The organism is Alsobacter sp. (assembly GCF_059501845.1).
In genome coordinates, this window is sequence record NZ_JCACDK010000018.1 from 289,074 (window position 1) to 307,191 (window position 18,118).

General features: G+C 70.8%; 15 protein-coding genes. All 15 read right to left on the reverse strand.

What is annotated here, in order from left to right; all coding sequences use genetic code 11:
• Positions 1–105: 105 nt before the first annotated feature.
• The 15 genes from AC5JCN_RS16210 to AC5JCN_RS16280 all read right to left on the reverse strand — a co-directional run bounded on the left by AC5JCN_RS16210 (position 106) and on the right by AC5JCN_RS16280 (position 18,105).
• Positions 106–807 (reverse strand): ABC transporter ATP-binding protein, encoded by a 702-nt coding sequence (locus AC5JCN_RS16210; protein ID WP_495756119.1) that lies wholly within the window; start codon positions 805–807, stop codon positions 106–108.
• Positions 807–1,541, reverse strand: a complete 735-nt coding sequence (locus tag AC5JCN_RS16215) for an ABC transporter ATP-binding protein (RefSeq protein WP_495756120.1) — start codon at positions 1,539–1,541, stop codon at positions 807–809. The genes AC5JCN_RS16210 and AC5JCN_RS16215 overlap by 1 nt, the downstream gene beginning before the upstream one ends.
• Positions 1,529–2,464: a branched-chain amino acid ABC transporter permease gene (locus AC5JCN_RS16220; RefSeq protein ID WP_495756121.1), complete on the reverse strand. Its 936-nt coding sequence runs from the start codon at positions 2,462–2,464 to the stop codon at positions 1,529–1,531. The genes AC5JCN_RS16215 and AC5JCN_RS16220 overlap by 13 nt, the downstream gene beginning before the upstream one ends.
• Before the next feature lie 23 nt (positions 2,465–2,487).
• Complete coding sequence (locus tag AC5JCN_RS16225) at positions 2,488–3,369, reverse strand: branched-chain amino acid ABC transporter permease (RefSeq protein ID WP_495756122.1); 882 nt, start codon at positions 3,367–3,369, stop codon at positions 2,488–2,490.
• A 70-nt stretch (positions 3,370–3,439) separates the two neighbouring features.
• The gene (locus AC5JCN_RS16230) at positions 3,440–4,738 is read right to left on the reverse strand and encodes an ABC transporter substrate-binding protein (RefSeq protein ID WP_495756123.1); all 1,299 of its coding nucleotides are present in this window, start codon (positions 4,736–4,738) and stop codon (positions 3,440–3,442) included.
• A 112-nt stretch (positions 4,739–4,850) separates the two neighbouring features.
• Entirely contained in the window at positions 4,851–5,432 is a 582-nt protein-coding gene (locus AC5JCN_RS16235; protein WP_495756124.1) for an amino acid synthesis family protein, read from the reverse strand.
• Positions 5,429–6,391: a UPF0280 family protein gene (locus AC5JCN_RS16240; protein ID WP_495756125.1), complete on the reverse strand. Its 963-nt coding sequence runs from the start codon at positions 6,389–6,391 to the stop codon at positions 5,429–5,431. The genes AC5JCN_RS16235 and AC5JCN_RS16240 overlap by 4 nt, the downstream gene beginning before the upstream one ends.
• A gap of 5 nt (positions 6,392–6,396) precedes the next feature.
• On the reverse strand, positions 6,397–6,867 hold the full coding sequence (locus AC5JCN_RS16245; RefSeq protein ID WP_495756126.1) for a MarR family winged helix-turn-helix transcriptional regulator: 471 nt from the start codon (positions 6,865–6,867) through the stop codon (positions 6,397–6,399).
• Entirely contained in the window at positions 6,864–8,369 is a 1,506-nt protein-coding gene (locus tag AC5JCN_RS16250; protein WP_495756127.1) for a 6-hydroxynicotinate reductase, read from the reverse strand. The genes AC5JCN_RS16245 and AC5JCN_RS16250 overlap by 4 nt, the downstream gene beginning before the upstream one ends.
• Entirely contained in the window at positions 8,366–11,128 is a 2,763-nt protein-coding gene (locus tag AC5JCN_RS16255) for a molybdopterin-dependent oxidoreductase (RefSeq protein ID WP_495756128.1), read from the reverse strand. Before AC5JCN_RS16255 ends, AC5JCN_RS16250 begins: the two co-directional genes overlap by 4 nt.
• The gene (locus tag AC5JCN_RS16260; RefSeq protein ID WP_495756129.1) at positions 11,128–12,006 is read right to left on the reverse strand and encodes an FAD binding domain-containing protein; all 879 of its coding nucleotides are present in this window, start codon (positions 12,004–12,006) and stop codon (positions 11,128–11,130) included. The genes AC5JCN_RS16255 and AC5JCN_RS16260 overlap by 1 nt, the downstream gene beginning before the upstream one ends.
• The gene (locus AC5JCN_RS16265) at positions 11,999–13,702 is read right to left on the reverse strand and encodes a hydantoinase B/oxoprolinase family protein (protein ID WP_495757662.1); all 1,704 of its coding nucleotides are present in this window, start codon (positions 13,700–13,702) and stop codon (positions 11,999–12,001) included. Before AC5JCN_RS16265 ends, AC5JCN_RS16260 begins: the two co-directional genes overlap by 8 nt.
• Before the next feature lie 2 nt (positions 13,703–13,704).
• Positions 13,705–15,768 (reverse strand): hydantoinase/oxoprolinase family protein, encoded by a 2,064-nt coding sequence (locus AC5JCN_RS16270; RefSeq protein WP_495756130.1) that lies wholly within the window; start codon positions 15,766–15,768, stop codon positions 13,705–13,707.
• A 181-nt stretch (positions 15,769–15,949) separates the two neighbouring features.
• Positions 15,950–17,257 (reverse strand): NAD(P)/FAD-dependent oxidoreductase, encoded by a 1,308-nt coding sequence (locus AC5JCN_RS16275; protein WP_495756131.1) that lies wholly within the window; start codon positions 17,255–17,257, stop codon positions 15,950–15,952.
• 146 nt (positions 17,258–17,403) lie between these two features.
• The gene (locus tag AC5JCN_RS16280; RefSeq protein ID WP_495756132.1) at positions 17,404–18,105 is read right to left on the reverse strand and encodes an RraA family protein; all 702 of its coding nucleotides are present in this window, start codon (positions 18,103–18,105) and stop codon (positions 17,404–17,406) included.
• Positions 18,106–18,118 lie beyond the last annotated feature (13 nt).

Sequence of the window (18,118 nt, forward strand, 5' to 3'; positions counted from 1 at the left end):
CTTGACCCTCCCCGTCCGGAAAGGCGCTGGATCCCCTTCTTGCGCCTTCGGCGCGCCGGGGATGACGAAGGGGGCGAACCGTCCGTCACGCCCGAGGCCCGCGCCCTAGTGCCCGACGCCGACATAGCGGTGCAGCAGGCCGGGGTCGGCTTCCAGTTCGGCGACGGCAAAGCTGCGGGTGGCCCGCCCGTTCTCCATGAATATAACCCGGTCGGCCACGGGCAGCACGGCATCGACGCGCTGCTCGACCAGGATGGAGGAGACACCCTCGGAGCGCAGGAGCCTCACCGTCTCGCGGATGCGGGAAATCATCGAGGGCATCAGCCCTTCGGTGGGCTCGTCCAGCAGCAGCACCTTCGGCTCGATGCAGAGCGCGCGCCCCATGGCGAGCATCTGCTGCTCGCCGCCCGACAGGGTGCCGGCGCGCTGGCTTAGCCTGTCCCCCAGCACGGGGAAGAGCTCCAGCACCCTCTGCAGCGCGGCCTGCCCGGAGCCCCGTGCCATCAGCCCGATCTCGAGGTTCTCGCGCACGGTGAGGTCGGCGAAGAGGCGCCTGCCCTGGGGGACGTATCCGATGCCCCGGCGCGCCACCTCTGACGCCGGAAGGTCGGAGATGACCTCGCCGTCGAGCATCACCGACCCGGAGGTGGGGCGCATCAGCCCCATGATGGTCTTCAGCGTCGTCGTCTTGCCCGCGCCGTTCCGGCCGAGGATGCACAGCACCTCGCTCTGCCCGAGCGCGAACGACACGCCGTCGAGCACGCGGGCCTCGCCGTAGTGGCAGACGATGTCGGCGACGCTCAGCATCACGACCCCAGATAGGCGCGCTGGACGGCCACGTCAGCGCGGATCGCGGCCGGCGTGCCCTCGGCCAGGATGGTCCCGGCGTTCATCACCGTGATGCGGTGGGCGAGCGCCATGACCACGTCCATGTTGTGCTCGATGAGAAGCACCGTGGCGTCTTCGGCGATGTCCCGTACGAGGGCGACGAAGCCGGCGATCTCCGCATCGGAAAGCCCCTGGGTCGGCTCGTCGAGGATCAGGAGCCGCGGCTGCAGCGCCAGCCCCATCGCCACTTCCAGCAACCGCTGGTGCCCGTAGGACAGCGTTCCCGCGCGCTGGCCGGACCGGCTGTCGAGGCCGACGCGCTCCAGCGCCTCACGGGAGAGGCGGTCGATATTGGCCGCCCGGAGCGCGCTCCCCTCGCGTGCGAGGCGCGATTGAACGGCCAGCTCGACATTCTCCTGGGCGGAGTGGGCGGGATAGATGGAGGTGATCTGGAAGGTGTAGGCGATGCCGCGAGCCACCCGTTCATGCGCCGGCAGCGCCGTCACGTCCTCACCGGCGAAGACGATGCGCCCCGACGTCGGCTCGATGCGCCCGCACACCAGGCTGACGAAAGTCGTCTTGCCGGCCCCGTTCGGCCCGATGATGGCGCGGATCTCGCCGGCGTCGAGCGCGAAGTCGACAGTGTCGACCGCTTTCAACCCGCCGAACTCGCGGCTGAGCCCGCGCGTCTCCAGCAGCCTCACGGCAGCCATGGCGCCCACCTCCTGCGGATCTCGCCCATCACTCCCTTGGGGAAGAACATCACGAGGACGATGAGCGCCACGCCGACCACGAGCATGTAGGCGGCCGTGAATTCCGAGGTCACGTCCACCGCGTAGAACATCAGGATGGTGCCGAGCAGCGGTCCCAGCACCGTTCCCGCACCGCCCACCAGCGTCCAGAGCAGCGGATAGATGGAGTACTGGATCGAGGCAAAGGTGGAGCCGACATAGGCGAAGAGCAGGGCGTAGGCCGCGCCAGCGGCGGCCGACAGAACGGCCGAGACGACCAGAGCCTCGCGCTTGGCACGCAGCGTGTCGAAGCCCAGCATGCGCGTGCGCTCCTCGTTCTCGCGGATGGCGACGAGCACGCGCCCACGCGGACCGCGGGCCAGCGCCAGCGCGGCGACGACCGCGACGAGCAGCAGCAGGACCGCCAGGTCGTAGCGAACGGCGGGATCGACGAGGTTGACGCGCAGGCCCCAGACACCGAAGGAGCGCGCGGCCTCCGGCAGGACGAGCCCCTCGTCGCCGCGCGTCCAGTCGCCGAAATAGAGCGTCGAGAGATGAAATGCCTGCGCGAACATGAGCGTGACGATCATGAACGCCACGCCCGTCGTGCGCAGGGCGACGAAGGCCACCGCGACGCCGAGCACCAGCCCGCAGGCGCATCCCGCGACGAAGGCGGCCGGCACGGGAAAGGCAAAGTAGTAGGCCGCCATCCCGGCGCCGTAGAGCCCGGCGGCGAAGAACATGGCGTGGCCGAGACTGAGCAGGCCCGTATAGCCAAAGAGCACGTTGAAGCCGATGGCGTAGACGGCAAACACCATACAGCGCGTCAGCGTGAGCTGGTGGTACTCCGGCACGACGAACTGCAGCAGGAACAGGAGCGCAACGACGGCCAGATGGCCGGCCACAACGGGGCCGGTTCCCGGCCCTCTCACCGCGGCTTCTGCCCGAAGAGGCCCTGCGGGCGGAAGACCAGGATCAGCGCAACGGCGAGGGTGGTGACGATCTTCGACAGCGTCGGCGAGGAGAAAACCGAGATGATGCCGTCGGAGAGGCCGACGATCAGCGAGGCCACCATCGTCCCCTTGATCGAGCCCAGCCCGCCGATGATGACGACGATGAAGGAGAGGAGCAGCGGGTCGAGCCCCATCAGGTAGTGCGCCTGCTGGATCGGCACGATCAGCACCGCGGCCACCGCGGCGAGCATGGCGCCGATGGCGAACACTGCGGAGTAGACGTGCCCGACCCGGATGCCGAAGGCCTGCGCGGTCTCGCGGTCATACTGGGTGGCCCGCATGACGAGGCCCCAGCGCGTCCGCGTGATGACGAACCAGGCCGCCGCGAGCAGGACGAGCGCCACGCCGACCACGACGAGCTTGTAGCCGGCATAACCGAACCACGGGAAGCGGATGCGGAAGCTGACCGGCGCCTCGACCGCGCGGGCATCCGCGCCGAAGGTCATCAGCACGGTCTGCTGGATGACGTAGAGCATGCCGATCGTGGCGATGATGGTCGCCTCGGGCTCGTAGTGGAGCCGGCGAAGCACGATCCTGTCCGCCGCCAGCGCGACGGCACCGGCCGCGAGCGGCGCGACCACCATCGCCGCCGCGAAGCCCAGGGCCGGGCTGGAGGACACCTGCGCCGCGACCGCCCAGGCCACCACGGCGCCCAGCATGAAGAACTCGCCATGGGCGACGTTGACGACCCGCATCACCCCGAAGACGAGGGAGAGCCCGAGCGCCGTCACCGCCAGCACGGACGCGCTGACGAGGCCTTCGAGGAATGCGAGCAGGAGGTGCGGTCCGAAATCCAACGAGCGCGATCCGGGAGGGCGTGGGTCCGGCGAAGGCGGCGGCCATCCCTGCGGACGGCCGCCGGCGCGCTCACAGAGGCATTTTGGTGTAGTCGGTGTCGTTCGTGTACTTGCCGTCGTCGATCGAGGTGGTGTGCACCACGTCGAGCTTGCCGGCATTGACCTTCGAGATGTTCTGCACGCCGAAGACCTGGTGCATCTTGCCGTCGAACACCTTGGCGCCCTGCGGCCTCTCGTTGCCGGCAGGCAGCGCCGTGATCGTCTCGCAGGCCTCGATGAACTTCGCCTTGTCGGCGGGTCCCTTGTAGCCGGAAGCCTCCATGGCCTGCTTGATGAAGTACAGCGTCTCCCAGCAGCCGAACATGTGGGAGTAGGTGGAGATATCCTTCGCGTCGCTCGTCGAGGCACCCGTGGCGTCGACGCCGACCGCCTTGCGGAAGTTCGTGTCCGCCGCCGCCGGGCTCGCGCCGGCATAGCGCGGATACGCTTCCCAGAAATAGGTGCCGTCGAGGAATTCGAGGTTCGGCGTCTTCAGGTCGACCGCCTCGAGGCTGTCGATGAAGCCGAAGATCTGCGGGCGCTTCGAGCCGTAGAAATCGCCGAGCTCCTTGACGAAGGTGAGCACGCCCGGCCCGACCATCACGTGATAGAGCACCTCGGTGGAGGACGGGATCTTGGGGAAGTACTTGGTGAAGGACGTGTCGGTCGGCGGCACCGGGATCAGCGACACCACCTCACCGCCCTGCTTCTTGATTGCCTCCGAGAAGAAGTCACGGTGGTCGTAGCCGAACGCGTAGTCCGGGTAGATCATCGTGACTTTCTTGCCGAGGTTCTTCGAGATCCACGGCGCCATCGAGCTGACCTGCTGGCGCACATCGGTGATGCCGGGCTGGAAGCAGTAGCGGTTCAGCTTCCCCGAGGCGACGTGGTAACCCTCCGACACCACGAAGTAGGGCATTTTCAGCTCGCCCGCGCGCGGTGCCGCGCCGAGCACGACATGCGAAAAGAGCGTGCCGAAGACGAGGTCCACCTTGTGCTGGGTGGCGAACTTTTCCACCACCTCGGCGCCGCGCTTGGGGTCCGTGCCGTCATCCTCGACGATGATCTCGATGGGCCGACCGCCGATGCCGCCGGCATCGTTGATGGCCTTCACCGCCGCCACGGTGGTGCGCTCGTACCAGCGCCCGTAGGCGGCGCCGATGCCGGTGCGGTGGACCTGGAAGCCGAGCTTCAGCGGCTCGGCCGCCAGTGCACGCCCGCTGCCGCCCAGGCCCGGCAGGGTGCCGGCCACGCCGGCGAGGCCGAGGCCCGCGCCCATTCCCTTCAGCACGCCGCGGCGGCTGAATCCCGTCCTGGTCCTGTCCGTCATCCCGTGATCTCCCCTCTCCGACCCCGTCACAGCGGGTGCAAGCCGCTTCTTCTCATGTGAGCGCAGCACGGGCCGCTTGGAAAGCGCCCACCGCGTGCAGCCGCGTTTCGTTTCACCTCTGGCCGTCCCATAGGGAGATATCCCCCGCCGCCAGCCCGCCGACGCGGGCATGCGGCCGGGATCCCGTGCTCATGGCCAGCACGAACATGAGCTCGCCCGCGCGCGGCGCATCGGGAACGGTCACCGTGATCGCGTCGAAGTGGCTGCGGACATAGGCGGCGTTGCGGTGATGCAGCGGAATGTCGATCGAGGCGCCCAGCGGCCCGACCTTGGCCGAGGACGGCACGATGGCGAGCGCCTTGCCCAGCATCTCGCGCATCGCGTAGCCGCCCGGCACGTGCCAGAGCGCCCCATGCTCGACCTCCCCGTCGGCGCCGACGAGCGATCCCTTGCCATAGGCCTCGATCGCCTCCGTCTCGCCGCCCAGCGCCGCGAGGAGGCGGCGCGAACAGACGAGGCCGAGCGGTTTCAGGGCATCCATCATCGGCAGGATGTCGGGCTCGTAGCGCCCGGCATAGGGGTTGGCGATCACGGCCGCGACCCAGCCCTTGCGCAGCGGCGTGTCGAGCTTCGGGCCGAAATCATGGTGGATCTCCTCCACCCCGGTGACGATCTTGCGGACGGACACGGTCATGGGGCAGCTCCGGCGATGGCAATATCCCGGCCCGAGCGGGACGGGGGCGGGGCGAGGCGGAAGCCGTCGCCGAGGACGAGCTGGCGGCCCTGCAGGGAGAGGGCTGCGTCCAGGATCAGGCCGGCCCGGCGCAGGTCGGCGGCGAGGGCGAGCCCGCGCGCAAGTGCCTGCCCGACGGCCATGGCCGGCAGGCGCGGGACGGCGACGGTCACCGGCAGGCCGCGCAAGTCGCTGTCGGGGTCGAGCGTGCAGGCGGGCTGGCGGGCGATGCCGGGGTGATCCGTGTCGACCGCGTTGGCGATCATCGTCGCCGCCGCATCGGCGGCAGCCGCACTGGCGGCGAGCACGGTCACCGCGTCGGCGATGCCCAGCGAGAACGACCGCCCGCGTGCACCGGAGGTGGCGATCCCGCCGATGCCGTCGCCGGATCCGACGCGGACGTGCGCTGGAAGCGCCGCGGGGTGCTCCGGCTCGACCGCCTCATGCCACCCCGACTGATGCGCGGGCAGCGGCTCACCCCCCTCGCCCCCGTCCCATCCGGCAAGGCCGATCTCCAGGAGTTCGCCCGGCGCACACCAGACGGCGATATCGCCGCCGTCATTGACCCACGCAGCCGAGAGGTCCGCCGCGCCGCGCATGACGCCCAGCAACTCGTCGGCCACCGCGCCCGCCACCGCCGCCATGGGCGTGATGAAGACGCCCGCAAACGGCGCCACGGCAGCAGCCATCCTGCGTCCCACGGCAGACGCAGGTTGCGGACCCGCATTCCCCACCGGCCCCCGCAGGCTACCCAGTTCCGCGCACAGCTCCGGGAGTATGGCGGGAAAGCGCGCGGCAGCGGCCCGGCAGGCCGCCTCGACCTCGCCGCGCGCGCCCCTTGCCGCGAGCACCACGTCGATCGGCCCGTGCGAGAGGTGCAGGCGCCCGCCTTTGAGAACCTGGATGGTGGCGCCCTCCATCGCCGTCACCCCAGCCTGCGCAGGAGTGAAAGAAAGAGACCGGCTTCCTCGCGGGACAGCGGCTCCAGTGTTCTCGCCGAGACCTCTGCGGCGGCCGCCTTCATGGCCCGGACCGCTTCCCGTCCCTGCGGGGTGAGGTCGACGATGACGAGCCGGGCATCGTCCGGCGAGACTGACTGGCGCACCAGGCCGCGCTTCACGAGGCGGCTCGCGACGCCCCACACGGTTGCGGGATCCATGGCAGTGAGCCGGCCCAGCTCGTTCTGCGAGACGGGCCCGGCGTCGTCGAGCTTGGCCAGCGCGGCGAACTGGGTGGGCGTGACGTCGAACGGGCCCATGACCGCGGCGAAGTGGCCGCTGGAGCGCTGGTGCGCCCGGCGCAGCAGATAGCCTGCCTGGTCCTCCAGCCGATACACCGCGGCATCCGCGGCCTCTCCAGGCGGCTTTCCCCGCCTGCGCGCAGGCTTGCCGCTCATGCGCCCCTCCGATCGAACGGCCACGGGTTCCCGCCGGGCCAGTTCTCGATCCGCGCCTCGCCCGCGAGCGCGGCGATCACGTCTTCCACCCGCACGACGTCGCCCATGTGCCCGCCCACCGTCTCGTAGAGGCTGCGGGGCAGGGTGAACTCCATGGGAGCGACCAGGGCGGGCGTCGGCACCGAGCCGAAGGATCGGCCCGGCATGTGCGTCACGTCCACCATCACCGTGATGCCGCCCCCCGGCCAGACATAGACGGGCGCGCCGCCCATGGTGATCCGCGCCTCGCCCTTTTGCACCGCGCGGGTGAGGAGCACCGGGTTCTGCGTCACGCCCGCCCGCAGCGAGCCGCCCGCCCCTGCCATGAACATGACGGTCGCCAGCGACGGCTCGCAGTTCTCCGCGATGCGGTCGACCACCGCCCCCACGGCGGCAGGCATGGGAGCCGGCACCGGGACGAGGTTCTCGTCGAGAATGCAGTAGAGCGCATCCTCCCCCGTGGTGGACGTGAACAGCAGCCGCAGGCCGGGCCATGCCACGGCCGGGTCGATCTTCTGCAGGATCGAGAGGGGATCGGAGATGTCCGTCCCGCCCCAGCCGAGCCCCGGCTGCGCCACCTGGAAATAGCGGCCAGGCGTCGACTTGCGCCCGCGCACGCGGAGGCCGGCGGGGCGCATGTCCAGCACCCGCCCGGCCTGGTGCTCGGTGAGCACGCCGGTGATGTGGTCGTCGACGACGATGACCTCGTCGACATGCCCCAGCCACTGCTTCGCGAAGATCCCCACGGTCGCCGAGCCGCAGCCCACCCGCATGCGCTCCTCGGGCTTGCCGTCGACGACGGGAGCCTTGCCGGCCGCAACCGCAACCTCGTGGCCGCCATCGATGGCGAGGGTCACATGCTCGCCCGCGCACAAAGCGAGCAGCGTCTCGCAGGTGACGACGCCCTCCTTCTTGGAGCCGCCGGTGAGGTGCCGGACGCCGCCGAGCGACAGCATCTGCGAGCCGTACTCCGCCGTCGTGACATGCCCGACCGGCTCGCCCTGGCAGCGGACGACCGCCTGCTCGGGACCGAGATGCCGGTCCGTGTCGATCTTCACCTTGACGCCGCAATAGCTGAAGATGCCCTCGGTCACGACCGTCACGGTGTCCACGCCCTCGTGCTCGCTGGAGACGATGAAGGGTGCCGGCTTGTAGTCGGGATAGGTCGTGCCGGACCCTACTCCGGTCACGAAAGTGCGCGAGGGCTCGATCAGCGATCCGTCCCAGTTGGCGGCGTCGGTCGCCACCACCGGCGCGCCGTCCTCGACGGCCCGGTGCAGAAGCAGGACCGGGTCCGTGCGCACGAGATGGCCGTTCTCGTTGGCGTAGCGGGCGCAGGCGCCGGGCCGGCCCGGCCGGATCCTGCACAGCACCGGGCAGGCATCGCAGCGCACGATGCCGTCCTCCTCCGCCGCGCCGAAGCGGCTGGAGCGGGCGGCGATGGAGAGATCCCCGGCGCTCATCGGCCCGCCTCGTCACCGCGGGCCCGAAGCGCCTCCCAGAGCCGGTGCGGCATCAGGGGTGCCCGCGTCACGCGCACCCCGCAGGCATGCCGCACGGCGGAGAAGATGGCCGGCGCGGTGGCGATCAGCGCCGGCTCACCCACGCCCTTCGCGCCATACGGGCCTTCCGGCTCGGGATCCTCGATGAGGTGGATCGCTATGGGGGGAATGTCGCCCGTGGTCGGGATCAGGTAGTCGTGCAGGTTCTCCGTGCGGCCCGGGATGAACTCCTCCATCAGGGCGAGCCCGAGCCCCTGCGCGATGCCGCCATGGATCTGGCCCTCGACCAGCGTCGGATTCACGGCCCGGCCGACGTCGTGCGCCGCTTCGATGGCGACCACCTTCACCGTGCCCAGTGCCGTGTCGACCTCGACCTCCGCCATCTGCGCCGCGAAACCATAGGAGACGTAGGGAATGCCCTGCCCGTCGGCATCGAGCGCCGTCGTGGGCGGATCCCAGGTGCCCATGCCCTCGAGGACGATGCCCTCCGCGTCGGCGGGCAGGTCCGCCAGCTTCACCGTGCGGGCCCCGGCGCCTTCGCCGACCACCAGCGTCGCACCGTCCAGGCGGATGGCGGCGTCTTCGCCGGCATTGGCGAGGGCCGTGATCCTCCCCCGAAGCGCCTTGGCGGCGAGCCGCGCGGCGTTGCCGGAGACGATGGTCTGTCTGGACGCCGAGGTCTTGCCGGCATCGGCCGTCAGGTCGGTGTCGCCGACCACGAGCTCGAACCGGGAGGCGGGGATGCCGAGGGTTTCCGCCGCGATCTGGGTCAGGACCGTCGTCGAGCCCTGGCCGATGTCGACCGCGCCGTTACGGAAGACCAGCCTTCCTTCGCGGTCCAGCGTGATGCGCATGGTGGACGGGTTCGACATCGAGGTGTTGCCGCAGCCATACCACATGCAGGCGACCCCGACGCCGCGCCGCAGGCGCCCGTCCGAGGCAGCGTTGAAGGCGGCGACGCGCGCCTTGGCGGCGTCCCAGCCCGGCTTCAGCGCATCGAGGCATTGCGGCAGGCCGCCCGACTCGAGCCGCTGGCCGGTGGCGGTTTCGTCGCCCCGGCCGATGGCGTTGAGGCGGCGGATGTCCCAGCGGCCTATGCCGAGGCCGACGGCGAGGTCGTCCATCAGCGTCTCGTGCGCGATGGCGGCCTGCGGCACGCCGAAGCCGCGGAAGGCTCCCGCCGGCGTGTCGTTGGTGTAGACGGCGCGGGTGCGGGCGAGGACGTTCGGCACGCGGTAGGGCCCGGTGCAGTGCACCGGCACGCGGTTGGCGACGGTCGGCCCCCATGACGCGTAGGCGCCGGTGTTGAAGTCCCCGTCGAAGCTGTAGGCGATGAGCCTTCCCGCCGCGTCGGCGGAGGCGCGGGCCTGCATCGAAGCCGGATGGCGCTTGGTGGTCGAGGCCATCGATTCCGCGCGCGAATAGACGATGCGGACCGGCCGGCCCGTCACCCGCGCCGCGACGGCGAGGAGTGGCTGCACCGAGACGTCGAGCTTGCCGCCAAAGCCGCCGCCGCACGCCGTCGGCCTGATGCGAACCTTCGACGCATCCACTCCCAGCACGCGCGCCACGTCTTCCAGATCCATGTAGGGCGCCTGCGTGCAGGCAGAGACCTCGATCCGGTCGCCCACCGGCACGGCGTAGCCGGCCTCGGGCTCGATATAGGCGTGCTCGACGAAGCCGGTCTCGAACGCTCCCGGCGCCGTCGCAGCCGCGGCGGCATGCCCGGCCCGCGCGTCGCCACGGCGCAGGAAGCCGCGGGTCAGGACGTTGTCCGGGGCGTGCGGGTGCAGCGGTCCGGCACCGTCGGCGAGGGCAGGCGCCACACCGGACAGCGGCGTCTTCACGGTCCAGGCGAGCGGCAGGTCGGCATCCGCCACGGCTTCGACGGCCGCCCTGTCCCCGACCAGTGCGAGCACGGCCTCGCCCCGGTAACGGACGAGGCCGTCGGCGAGGACTGGCTGGTCCTTGAGATGCGCGAAGATGCCGAAGGAGTTGGCGCCCGGGACGTCCCGCGCCGTCAGGACCACGGCGAGCCCGGGAACGCTCGCGCGAAAGGCCTCAAGGTCTCCCACCGTGAAGGTCGCCGACGCATGCGGCGAACGCACCACGCGCATCCACAGGGCATCGTGGGGAGCCTCGTCGGAGCCGAAAACGTCGGCACCCGTCACCTTCTTCCACCCGTCGAGGCGCGGAATGCGCGCGCCCACGCCCTCGCTCTCGGGCACGGGAATGGTCGCACCGCCTCCTGCAGCGACCGCGAGCACCGCGTCGATGATCTTCGCGTAGCCGGTGCAGCGGCAGAGCACTCCCCCCAGCGCGGCTTCCACTTCCCTCCGGGACGGGCTGGCATGGCGCGTGAGGCAGTCGACGGCCGCCATGATCATGCCGGGCGTGCAGATGCCGCACTGCGCAGCGCCATGGTCGAGGAAGGCGCGGCCGAGGCGGCGTGTCAGCCCGTCCGGCCCCTCGCCCTCGATGGTCTCGACCCGGCACCCATCCGCCTGGGCGGTGGGCACGAGGCAGGCGCAGACCTGCTCGCCCTCCAGCAGCACGGTGCAGGCGCCGCAGTCCCCGGCGCTGCAGCCAAGCTTCGTGCCGGTGAGACCCAGCCGGTCGCGCAGGGTCTCCGCCAGCGGCGCCAGGGGATCGGCTGTGACCGTCAGCTGCTCGCAGTTGACGGTTAGCGCGATGCCGCGGCCTTCGGGACGCTCCAGCATCAGGCGGCCCTCCTCTGCGGCGGGGCGGCGAGCTGTTCGACGAGGTCCCGCACCAGCACCAGCGCGGCCTCCCTGCGATAGGAGGCGGAGGCACGGATGTCGTCGATGGGCGAAAGCGCATCCAGCATGGCGGGACTGACGAGGCGAGCGAGGCCGGGTCCTGCGGGTTCGCCCGCCAGCGCCGCCTCGACCGCCGGCAACCGCTGCGCCACCGCCGAGCAGGCACCGACCGCCAGGCGTGCCGAGACGATGCGGCCGTCCGGACCGATGAGCAGCACGCCCGCGGCCATGGCGATGGAGATGACGAGATAGCTTCGCGCGCCGAGCTTCAGGAAGGCCGAGCGCTGCTCCAGCCCATCGGCCGGCAGCTGCACGACAACCGCGGTCACGAGTTCGTCGCTGCGGAGCGCCGTGCTCCGGTAGCCCGTCAGGAACTCCGGCAGCCTCAGGACGCGCCGTCCCGCCGGCCCGGCAAGCTCCACCGAGGCGTCCAACGCCAGCAGGTTCGGGATCCCGTCCCCGGCCGGGGAGGCCGTACAGAGATTTCCGGCGACGGTGCCCCTGTTCTGCACCTGCGCTCCCCCGATGGTGCGGGCGGCATGACGAAGACCGTCGAACATGGGCGGCAGGCCTGATTCGGCGATCCGGCTCCACGTCGCCCGCGCGCCGAGGCGGACCGCGCCGGCCGTTACATCGATCCCGTCCAGTTCCGTGATGGCCGAGATGTCCAGCACGTCCTGGCGTACCGGCGCTCCCCAGGACGCCTTGGCGACCCGGGCCGGATAGACGTCCGTGCCGCCGCTCATCACCTCGACGTCGCGGGAGGCGCGGATGGCGATGGCCTCGTCGAGCGTCGCCGGGCGGAGATAGTCAGCCATTCCCACCCTCCTCGCCGGTCCGGCCCCACAGAGCCATCACCTGCTCCCGTGTGTAGTAACCGCGCCCGAGATCGCGCGCGACGGCGGCGGGATCGCGCTCTTCCGGCGGGCCGTAGCCTCCGCCGCCGGGGGTCAGCACCTCGACCCGGTCTCCTGCCAGAAGGCGGATGCCCTGGTCCTTGGAGAGGTGCTCGGGCACGGTCACCGTGCCGCCCCGGTGGATCCGCACCACGTTCGGCGCGCCATCGAGCCCCCCCAGCACACCCGGTGGCCCGAAGCGGCCATGGTCCATGACGAAGGAGCCCGCCGCCTCGCCCCGCAGGATCTCGACCTCGTAGTGCACGCCGAAGCCGCCGCGGTGGCGGCCGGCCCCGCCGGAGCCCTCGCGCAGGCCGAACCGCCGGAAGAGCACGGGATAGAGCTGCTCGGTCACCTCGACCGGCGCGGTCTTGGAGATACCGATGGTCGAGCAGCCATTGGTCAGCCCGTCATGGTCGGCATTGCCGCCATAGCCGCCGCCGGAGATCTGGTACATGACGTAGCCCGTGCCGCGGCGCGGATCGGAGCCGCCCAATGCGAAGTTTCCGGACGATCCCGCCGGCGCAGCCGTCACCTTGTCCGGCAGAGCCTGCACCAGTGCCAGGAACACCGCCTCCGCGATGCGCTGTGACACCTCTGCCGCGCATCCGGACACCGGCCGGGGATAGCGTGCATCGAGGAACGTCCCTTCCGGCCGCACCACGTCGAGCGGGTCGAAGGCCCCGGCGTTGAGCGGCGTCTCGGGGAAGATGTGGCGCATGGCGAGGTAGACGGCCGAGCAGGTCGTCGCCCACACCGAGTTCATCGGCCCCCGGCAGGGCGGAGACGATCCGGTGAAGTCGAAGCGCAGGCCATCGCCCTTCTTCTCCACGGCGAGCGCGATGCGCAGCGGCTCGTTCACCACGCCGTCGCTGTCGACGAAGGCTTCCGAGCGATAGGTGCCGTCGGGGATCGCGGCGATCTGCGCCCGCATGAAATGCGCGGCCCGCACGCGGATCTCTCCGATGGCGCCTTCCACCGTCTCGCGTCCGTAGCGGTCGAGGAGCTCCGTCAGCCGGCGCTCGCCCACCTCCAGCGCCGCCGCCTGGGCCCGAATGTCGCCGATGCGCTGGTCGGCGATCCGGATGTTGGAGGTAATGATGGCGTAGATCTCCGCATCCATGACGCCGCGCTTGAACAGCTTCACGGGCGGCAGGCGAAGCCCCTCCTGCTCCACCTCGGTGGCGTGCGCGGAAAAGCCGCCCGGCACCATGCCGCCGACGTCCGGCCAGTGACCTGTGTTCTGCAGCCAGCAGAACAGCTCGCCGCGATGGTAGAAGGGCCGGGCGAAGCGCACGTCCATCAGATGCGTGCCGCCGAGATAGGGGTCGTTGACGATGTAGACGTCGCCCGGCTCCGGCGCGCCCGCCTTGCCCTCGCGCACCAGCCGCAGGATCTCGGCCGTGGAATGCTGCATCGTCCCGACGAAGACGGGCAGGCCCAGCTCGCCCTGCGCGATCAGGGCCCCGGTGTCCTTGTCGTAGAGCCCGGAGGACCGGTCGTCCGCTTCCGCGATCACCGGCGAGAACGCCGAGCGCGTGAAGGCGATGTCCATCTCGTTGCAGACCTGCTGCAGCCCGGCCTGGATCACGGCGAGCGTAAGCGGATCGAGCGGCATGGTCATGCGCGCACCTCCCCGACGGCGATGCGGAGGTTGCCGGAGCTGTCCACGCGCGCGGTGGCGCCGGGCTCCACCACGGTCGTCGCGTCGAACTGCTCGATGACGGCGGGGCCCTCCACGACGTCCCCGGCCCGCATGCCGTCGCGGTCGATCACCGCGGCATCGCGCCAGTTGCCGCCCAGATAGAGCTTGCGCCGGCCGTTTGCGGCGCCCGCTGGCTTGGGCGAGACCAGGGCAGTTACCGGGAAGGGCGCGCGCTTGCCGATCACCGACGTCACCAGGTTGACGAGCACCGGACGGATCTCCGGCAGCCGCACGCGGAAGCGGGCGAAGTAGGCCTCCTCGAAGATGGCCCGCAGCTCGTCGCGGGTTACGTCCGGCCCGGGAAGCGCGACGCGGATGAGGTGGGTCTGTCCCTGGAACTGCATGTCGGCGCCGTGCAGGGCGACGCTCTCCACCACCTCGTCCTTCTCCAGCGCGTTGATGCGCTCTCCCTCCGCGCGCTGGGCGCGCAGGACGGTGGAGACGCGGTCCATGTCGAGCGTGGGAAGCGGCGTGTTGACGGTCTGCACGAAGTCCTGGCGGAGGTCGGCGACGACGCAGCCGAGCGCGTTGGTCAGGCCGGGGCGGGCTGGAACCAGCACCTCGGGGATGCCGAGCTCGCGCGCGATGCCCACCGCGTGCAGCGGCCCGGCTCCGCCGAAGGCGAAGAGCACGAAGTCGCGCGGGTCGTGGCCCCGCGACAGCGACACGGCGCGGATAGCGCCGGCCATGTGCGTGTCGGCGATACGGATCGCCGCCGCGGCGGCATTCTCGATGGTGAGCCCCAGCGCCTGCGCCACGCCCAGGAACGAGGCGGCGACGCGGTCCATGTCGCAGCCCCCGCCGACGCCGGTGAGGGCGGAGGGATCGAGCCGCCCGAGCAGCAGGTGAGCATCGGTCACGGTGGGACGTGTCCCGCCCCGGCCGAAGCCTACCGGCCCTGGTCGAGAACCGGCCGATTCCGGCCCGATGCGCAGCATGCCGGACGCATCCACCCTGACGATCGAGCCGCCGCCCGCCCCCACGGTGCGCACGTCCACCATGGGGACGTGGATCGGCAGGCCATAGGCGATGGTGAGCTCCGCCGAGACCTCAGGGATGCCGCCATGGATGAGCGCCACGTCGGTCGAGGTGCCGCCCATGTCGTAGGTGATGGCGTTCGGCACTCCGGCGGCCGCAAGTGTCGCCACGGCGGCAGTCACGCCGGAGGCAGGACCGGACATGACGGTCTTCGCCGCCTCGCGCGCGACGAGCCGCGCCGGCACCATGCCGCCATTGCCGTTCATGACCAGCAGGTCGCGCCGGAAGCCGCGCGCCTCCAGCTCGCCCTGCAGGCGGCGGATGTAGCGGTCGAGCACCGGCTGGACGGCGGCGTTCACCGAGGCCGTCGTTCCCCGCTCATACTCCCGGAACTCCGAGAGCAGCCGGTGGCCAAGCGTGACGTAGCAGTTCGGCCAGACGGCACTGGCGATCTCGCCGGCCCGGACTTCGTGGGCAGGGTTCGCGTAGGAGTGCAGGAAGTGAATGACGAGGCTCTCGCATCCCGCCGCCGCCAGGGCGCGGGCGGCAGCCTCGACCGCCGCTTCGTCGAGGGCGACGACCACTTCGCCGCGCGCATCCATGCGCTCGGGCACTTCGAAGCGATCGTGGCGCTCGACCAGCGGCTCGAACACGCCTGTCATCCCGTAGGGCCTGGGCCGCGTCCGCCTGCCGATCTCCAGCGTGTCGCGGAACCCCTGCGTCGTGATCAGCCCGACGCGCGCCACCTTGCGTTCCAGCACGGCGTTTGTCGTCGCCGTGGTGCCGTGCACGATGAGGTCGATCTCTGACGGCACGATCCCCGCCGCCTCGATGGCGGCCAAGACGCCCTCCGCCTGGTTGGGCAGCGTGGTCGGCACCTTGGCCAGGCGCACGCGGGATCCCCCGGGGCCGGTCTCCAGCAGCACGAGATCGGTGAAGGTACCGCCGACGTCGATCCCGGCGATGCGCCTGGTTCCGTCTCCGCCGCGGCCCGATGTCATGCTCCCGCGCCTCCGGGCAAGGGCAAGCACGGGGAGGGTAGCGGGCGATGCTGCTGTCGGGGGCCGCTCACCGCAGCACCTCCGCGAACTGTATGCCGATCATTCGTACACACATGTTCGGCGGCGGACGGCAGCCTGTCAACGGATCCGGGAGGGCTCGCCAGGGGCGAGCCGCGCCGCGTCAGTGCAGCTTGAGCTTCGGCCGCACCACCTGGTTGACATGGCCGACGGCGATGAGCGCGACGCCCTTCAGCCAGCCATGGATGCCGATGAGGTGCAGCCGGTAGAGCGACAGGTAGACCATGCGCGCCAGCCGGCCCTCGATCGCCATGCGCCCGCCCACGAGGTTTCCCATCAGGCTGCCCACGGTCGAGAAGCGGCTCAGCGACACGAGCGAGCCCTTGTCGCGGTACACGAAGGGCTGCAGCGGGCGGTTGTTGATCATGGCCAGTATGTTGCAGTAGGCCGTCCACGCCATCTGGTGCGCGGCCTGGGCACGCGGCGGCACCGGCCGCTCCTCGCCCTCGGGCTTGAAGAAGCAGCAATCGCCCAGCGCGAAGACGCGATCGTCGCGCGTCGTCTGCAGCGTCGGCCGCACGACGAGCTGGTTGGACCGCGTCGTCTCCAGCCCGGCGATACCCTGCAGCAGGTCGGGCGCGCGTACGCCGGCCGCCCACACTTTGAGGTCGGCGGGGATGACCTCGCCGCCCTTCGTCACCATCGCCTCCGCGGTGACCTCGGTGATCGCCGTACCCGTCAGGACGCGGACGCCCAGCGCCTCGAGCTCCTCGTGCGCGGCCTTGGCGAGCTTTTCCGGAAGGGCCGGCAGGATGCGCGGTCCGGCCTCCACGAGGGTCACCTTGAGGCGGCTCTCGTCGAACACCTCCAGCCCGTAGTGCCGCAGGCCCGCAGCCGCGTTGTAGAGCTCGGCCGCCAGTTCCACGCCGGTCGCGCCGGCGCCGACGATGACGATCTCCACCTTCGCGTCCACCGACGGGTCGGCGATCATCGCGCGCGACACGCGAAGGCAGTGGTTGAGGAGCTTCTCGCGGAACCGGTCGGCCTGCTCCCGGTCGTCGAGAAAGAGGCAATGCTTGCGCGCGCCCGGCGTGCCGAAATCGTTGGAGACCGCGCCCACGGCGAGCACCAGGTAGTCGTAGCGGATGCGGTGCCTCCCGATCAGCTCGGAGCCGTCCTCCTCGTGGATGGGGGCCACGATCACCTGCCGGGCCTCGCGGTCGATCCCTTCCAGGCTGCCGAAGAAATAACGGTAGCCCCAGCGGTGCCCGTGGCTGCGGTACCCGACCTCGTCGAGATTGGCGTCGAGGGACCCGGCGGCCACCTCGTGCAGCAGCGGCTTCCAGATGTGCGTGCGGTTCCGCTCGAGAAGGATCACGTCGTACTTCTCGCGGCCAAGCTTGGCGCCGAGCCGTCGTACCAGTTCCAGTCCGCCGGCACCGCCGCCGACGACCACGATCTGCGTCTTCATGCTGGACACCCGCGGCCTTGTTTCGCCGGATCTTGGGGGGACGAGCGGCGACGGGAAACCGCTGCCGCAGCGTTCCCGATATCACGGCTTACGGCCTGCGGGACACTCCCGGATCATCGCGGCGCCACATTTTTGCCGCGCCCGCCTCAGGGCACCTCGCCCGCGGCTGCCGGATCCACACCCGAAGCGGGATCTGGAAGCGAGAAGATCTCCCGGAAACTGCGCCCGGATGCCAGCGCAGCCCGCCAGCCATCCTCGCGTGCGAGCCTCGCCTCGGCATCCCCTATGCGGGTCCGAACCGCCGAGGGCGGCAGGACGGCGAGGCCGTCGGCATCGCCGATGAGGATGTCGCCGGGCCTGACGATCGTGCCGCCCGCTACGACGGGGCAGTTCACCGCGCCGCGCTCGATCGAGATCGGACCGCGCGGATTGACGTGGCGCGCATAGACGGGGAAATCGTCCCATCCCGCCAGCGTATCGGTGTCGCGCACGGCACCGTCGCAGACCAGTCCCACCCCGCCGCGGGCCCGCAAATGACCGCCGAGGATGTCACCGATCATCGCGGTGTCGGCCCGCCCTCCGGCGGCGATCAGCAGCACGTCGCCGGGCCGGATGAGATCGAGCGCGTAGAGCACCGCGCCGAAGTCCGGCGGCTCGCACCGGACCGTCAGCGCCGGCCCGAACAGCCGCGCCTGCAGCGCCCGGGGGCGGAGCGGCGCGACGGCAGGGTCGATCTGGCCGATGTCTCCGCCCAGATCGATGGCGATGGCGGCGGGCACCGGCCGCCAGCGCTCGACCTCCTCGCGCGAGAGACCCGTGCCGGGCGGCGTATGGACGATGACGGGCATGGCGGGCCTCTTC

What these genes read in the sequence shown, in the direction of transcription:
- AC5JCN_RS16215 (WP_495756120.1), bottom strand. Translation starts at nt 1,541, where the DNA reads ATGGCTGCCGTGAGGCTGCTGGAGACGCGCGGGCTCAGCCGCGAGTTC.
- AC5JCN_RS16280 (WP_495756132.1), bottom strand. Translation starts at nt 18,105, where the DNA reads ATGCCCGTCATCGTCCATACGCCGCCCGGCACGGGTCTCTCGCGCGAG.
- AC5JCN_RS16230 (WP_495756123.1), bottom strand. Translation starts at nt 4,738, where the DNA reads ATGACGGACAGGACCAGGACGGGATTCAGCCGCCGCGGCGTGCTGAAG.
- AC5JCN_RS16255 (WP_495756128.1), bottom strand. Translation starts at nt 11,128, where the DNA reads ATGCTGGAGCGTCCCGAAGGCCGCGGCATCGCGCTAACCGTCAACTGC.
- AC5JCN_RS16275 (WP_495756131.1), bottom strand. Translation starts at nt 17,257, where the DNA reads ATGAAGACGCAGATCGTGGTCGTCGGCGGCGGTGCCGGCGGACTGGAA.
- AC5JCN_RS16265 (WP_495757662.1), bottom strand. Translation starts at nt 13,702, where the DNA reads ATGCCGCTCGATCCGCTTACGCTCGCCGTGATCCAGGCCGGGCTGCAG.
- AC5JCN_RS16260 (WP_495756129.1), bottom strand. Translation starts at nt 12,006, where the DNA reads ATGGCTGACTATCTCCGCCCGGCGACGCTCGACGAGGCCATCGCCATC.
- AC5JCN_RS16250 (WP_495756127.1), bottom strand. Translation starts at nt 8,369, where the DNA reads ATGAGCGCCGGGGATCTCTCCATCGCCGCCCGCTCCAGCCGCTTCGGC.
- AC5JCN_RS16210 (WP_495756119.1), bottom strand. Translation starts at nt 807, where the DNA reads ATGCTGAGCGTCGCCGACATCGTCTGCCACTACGGCGAGGCCCGCGTG.
- AC5JCN_RS16245 (WP_495756126.1), bottom strand. Translation starts at nt 6,867, where the DNA reads ATGAGCGGCAAGCCTGCGCGCAGGCGGGGAAAGCCGCCTGGAGAGGCC.
- AC5JCN_RS16235 (WP_495756124.1), bottom strand. Translation starts at nt 5,432, where the DNA reads ATGACCGTGTCCGTCCGCAAGATCGTCACCGGGGTGGAGGAGATCCAC.
- AC5JCN_RS16270 (WP_495756130.1), bottom strand. Translation starts at nt 15,768, where the DNA reads ATGACATCGGGCCGCGGCGGAGACGGAACCAGGCGCATCGCCGGGATC.
- AC5JCN_RS16240 (WP_495756125.1), bottom strand. Translation starts at nt 6,391, where the DNA reads ATGGAGGGCGCCACCATCCAGGTTCTCAAAGGCGGGCGCCTGCACCTC.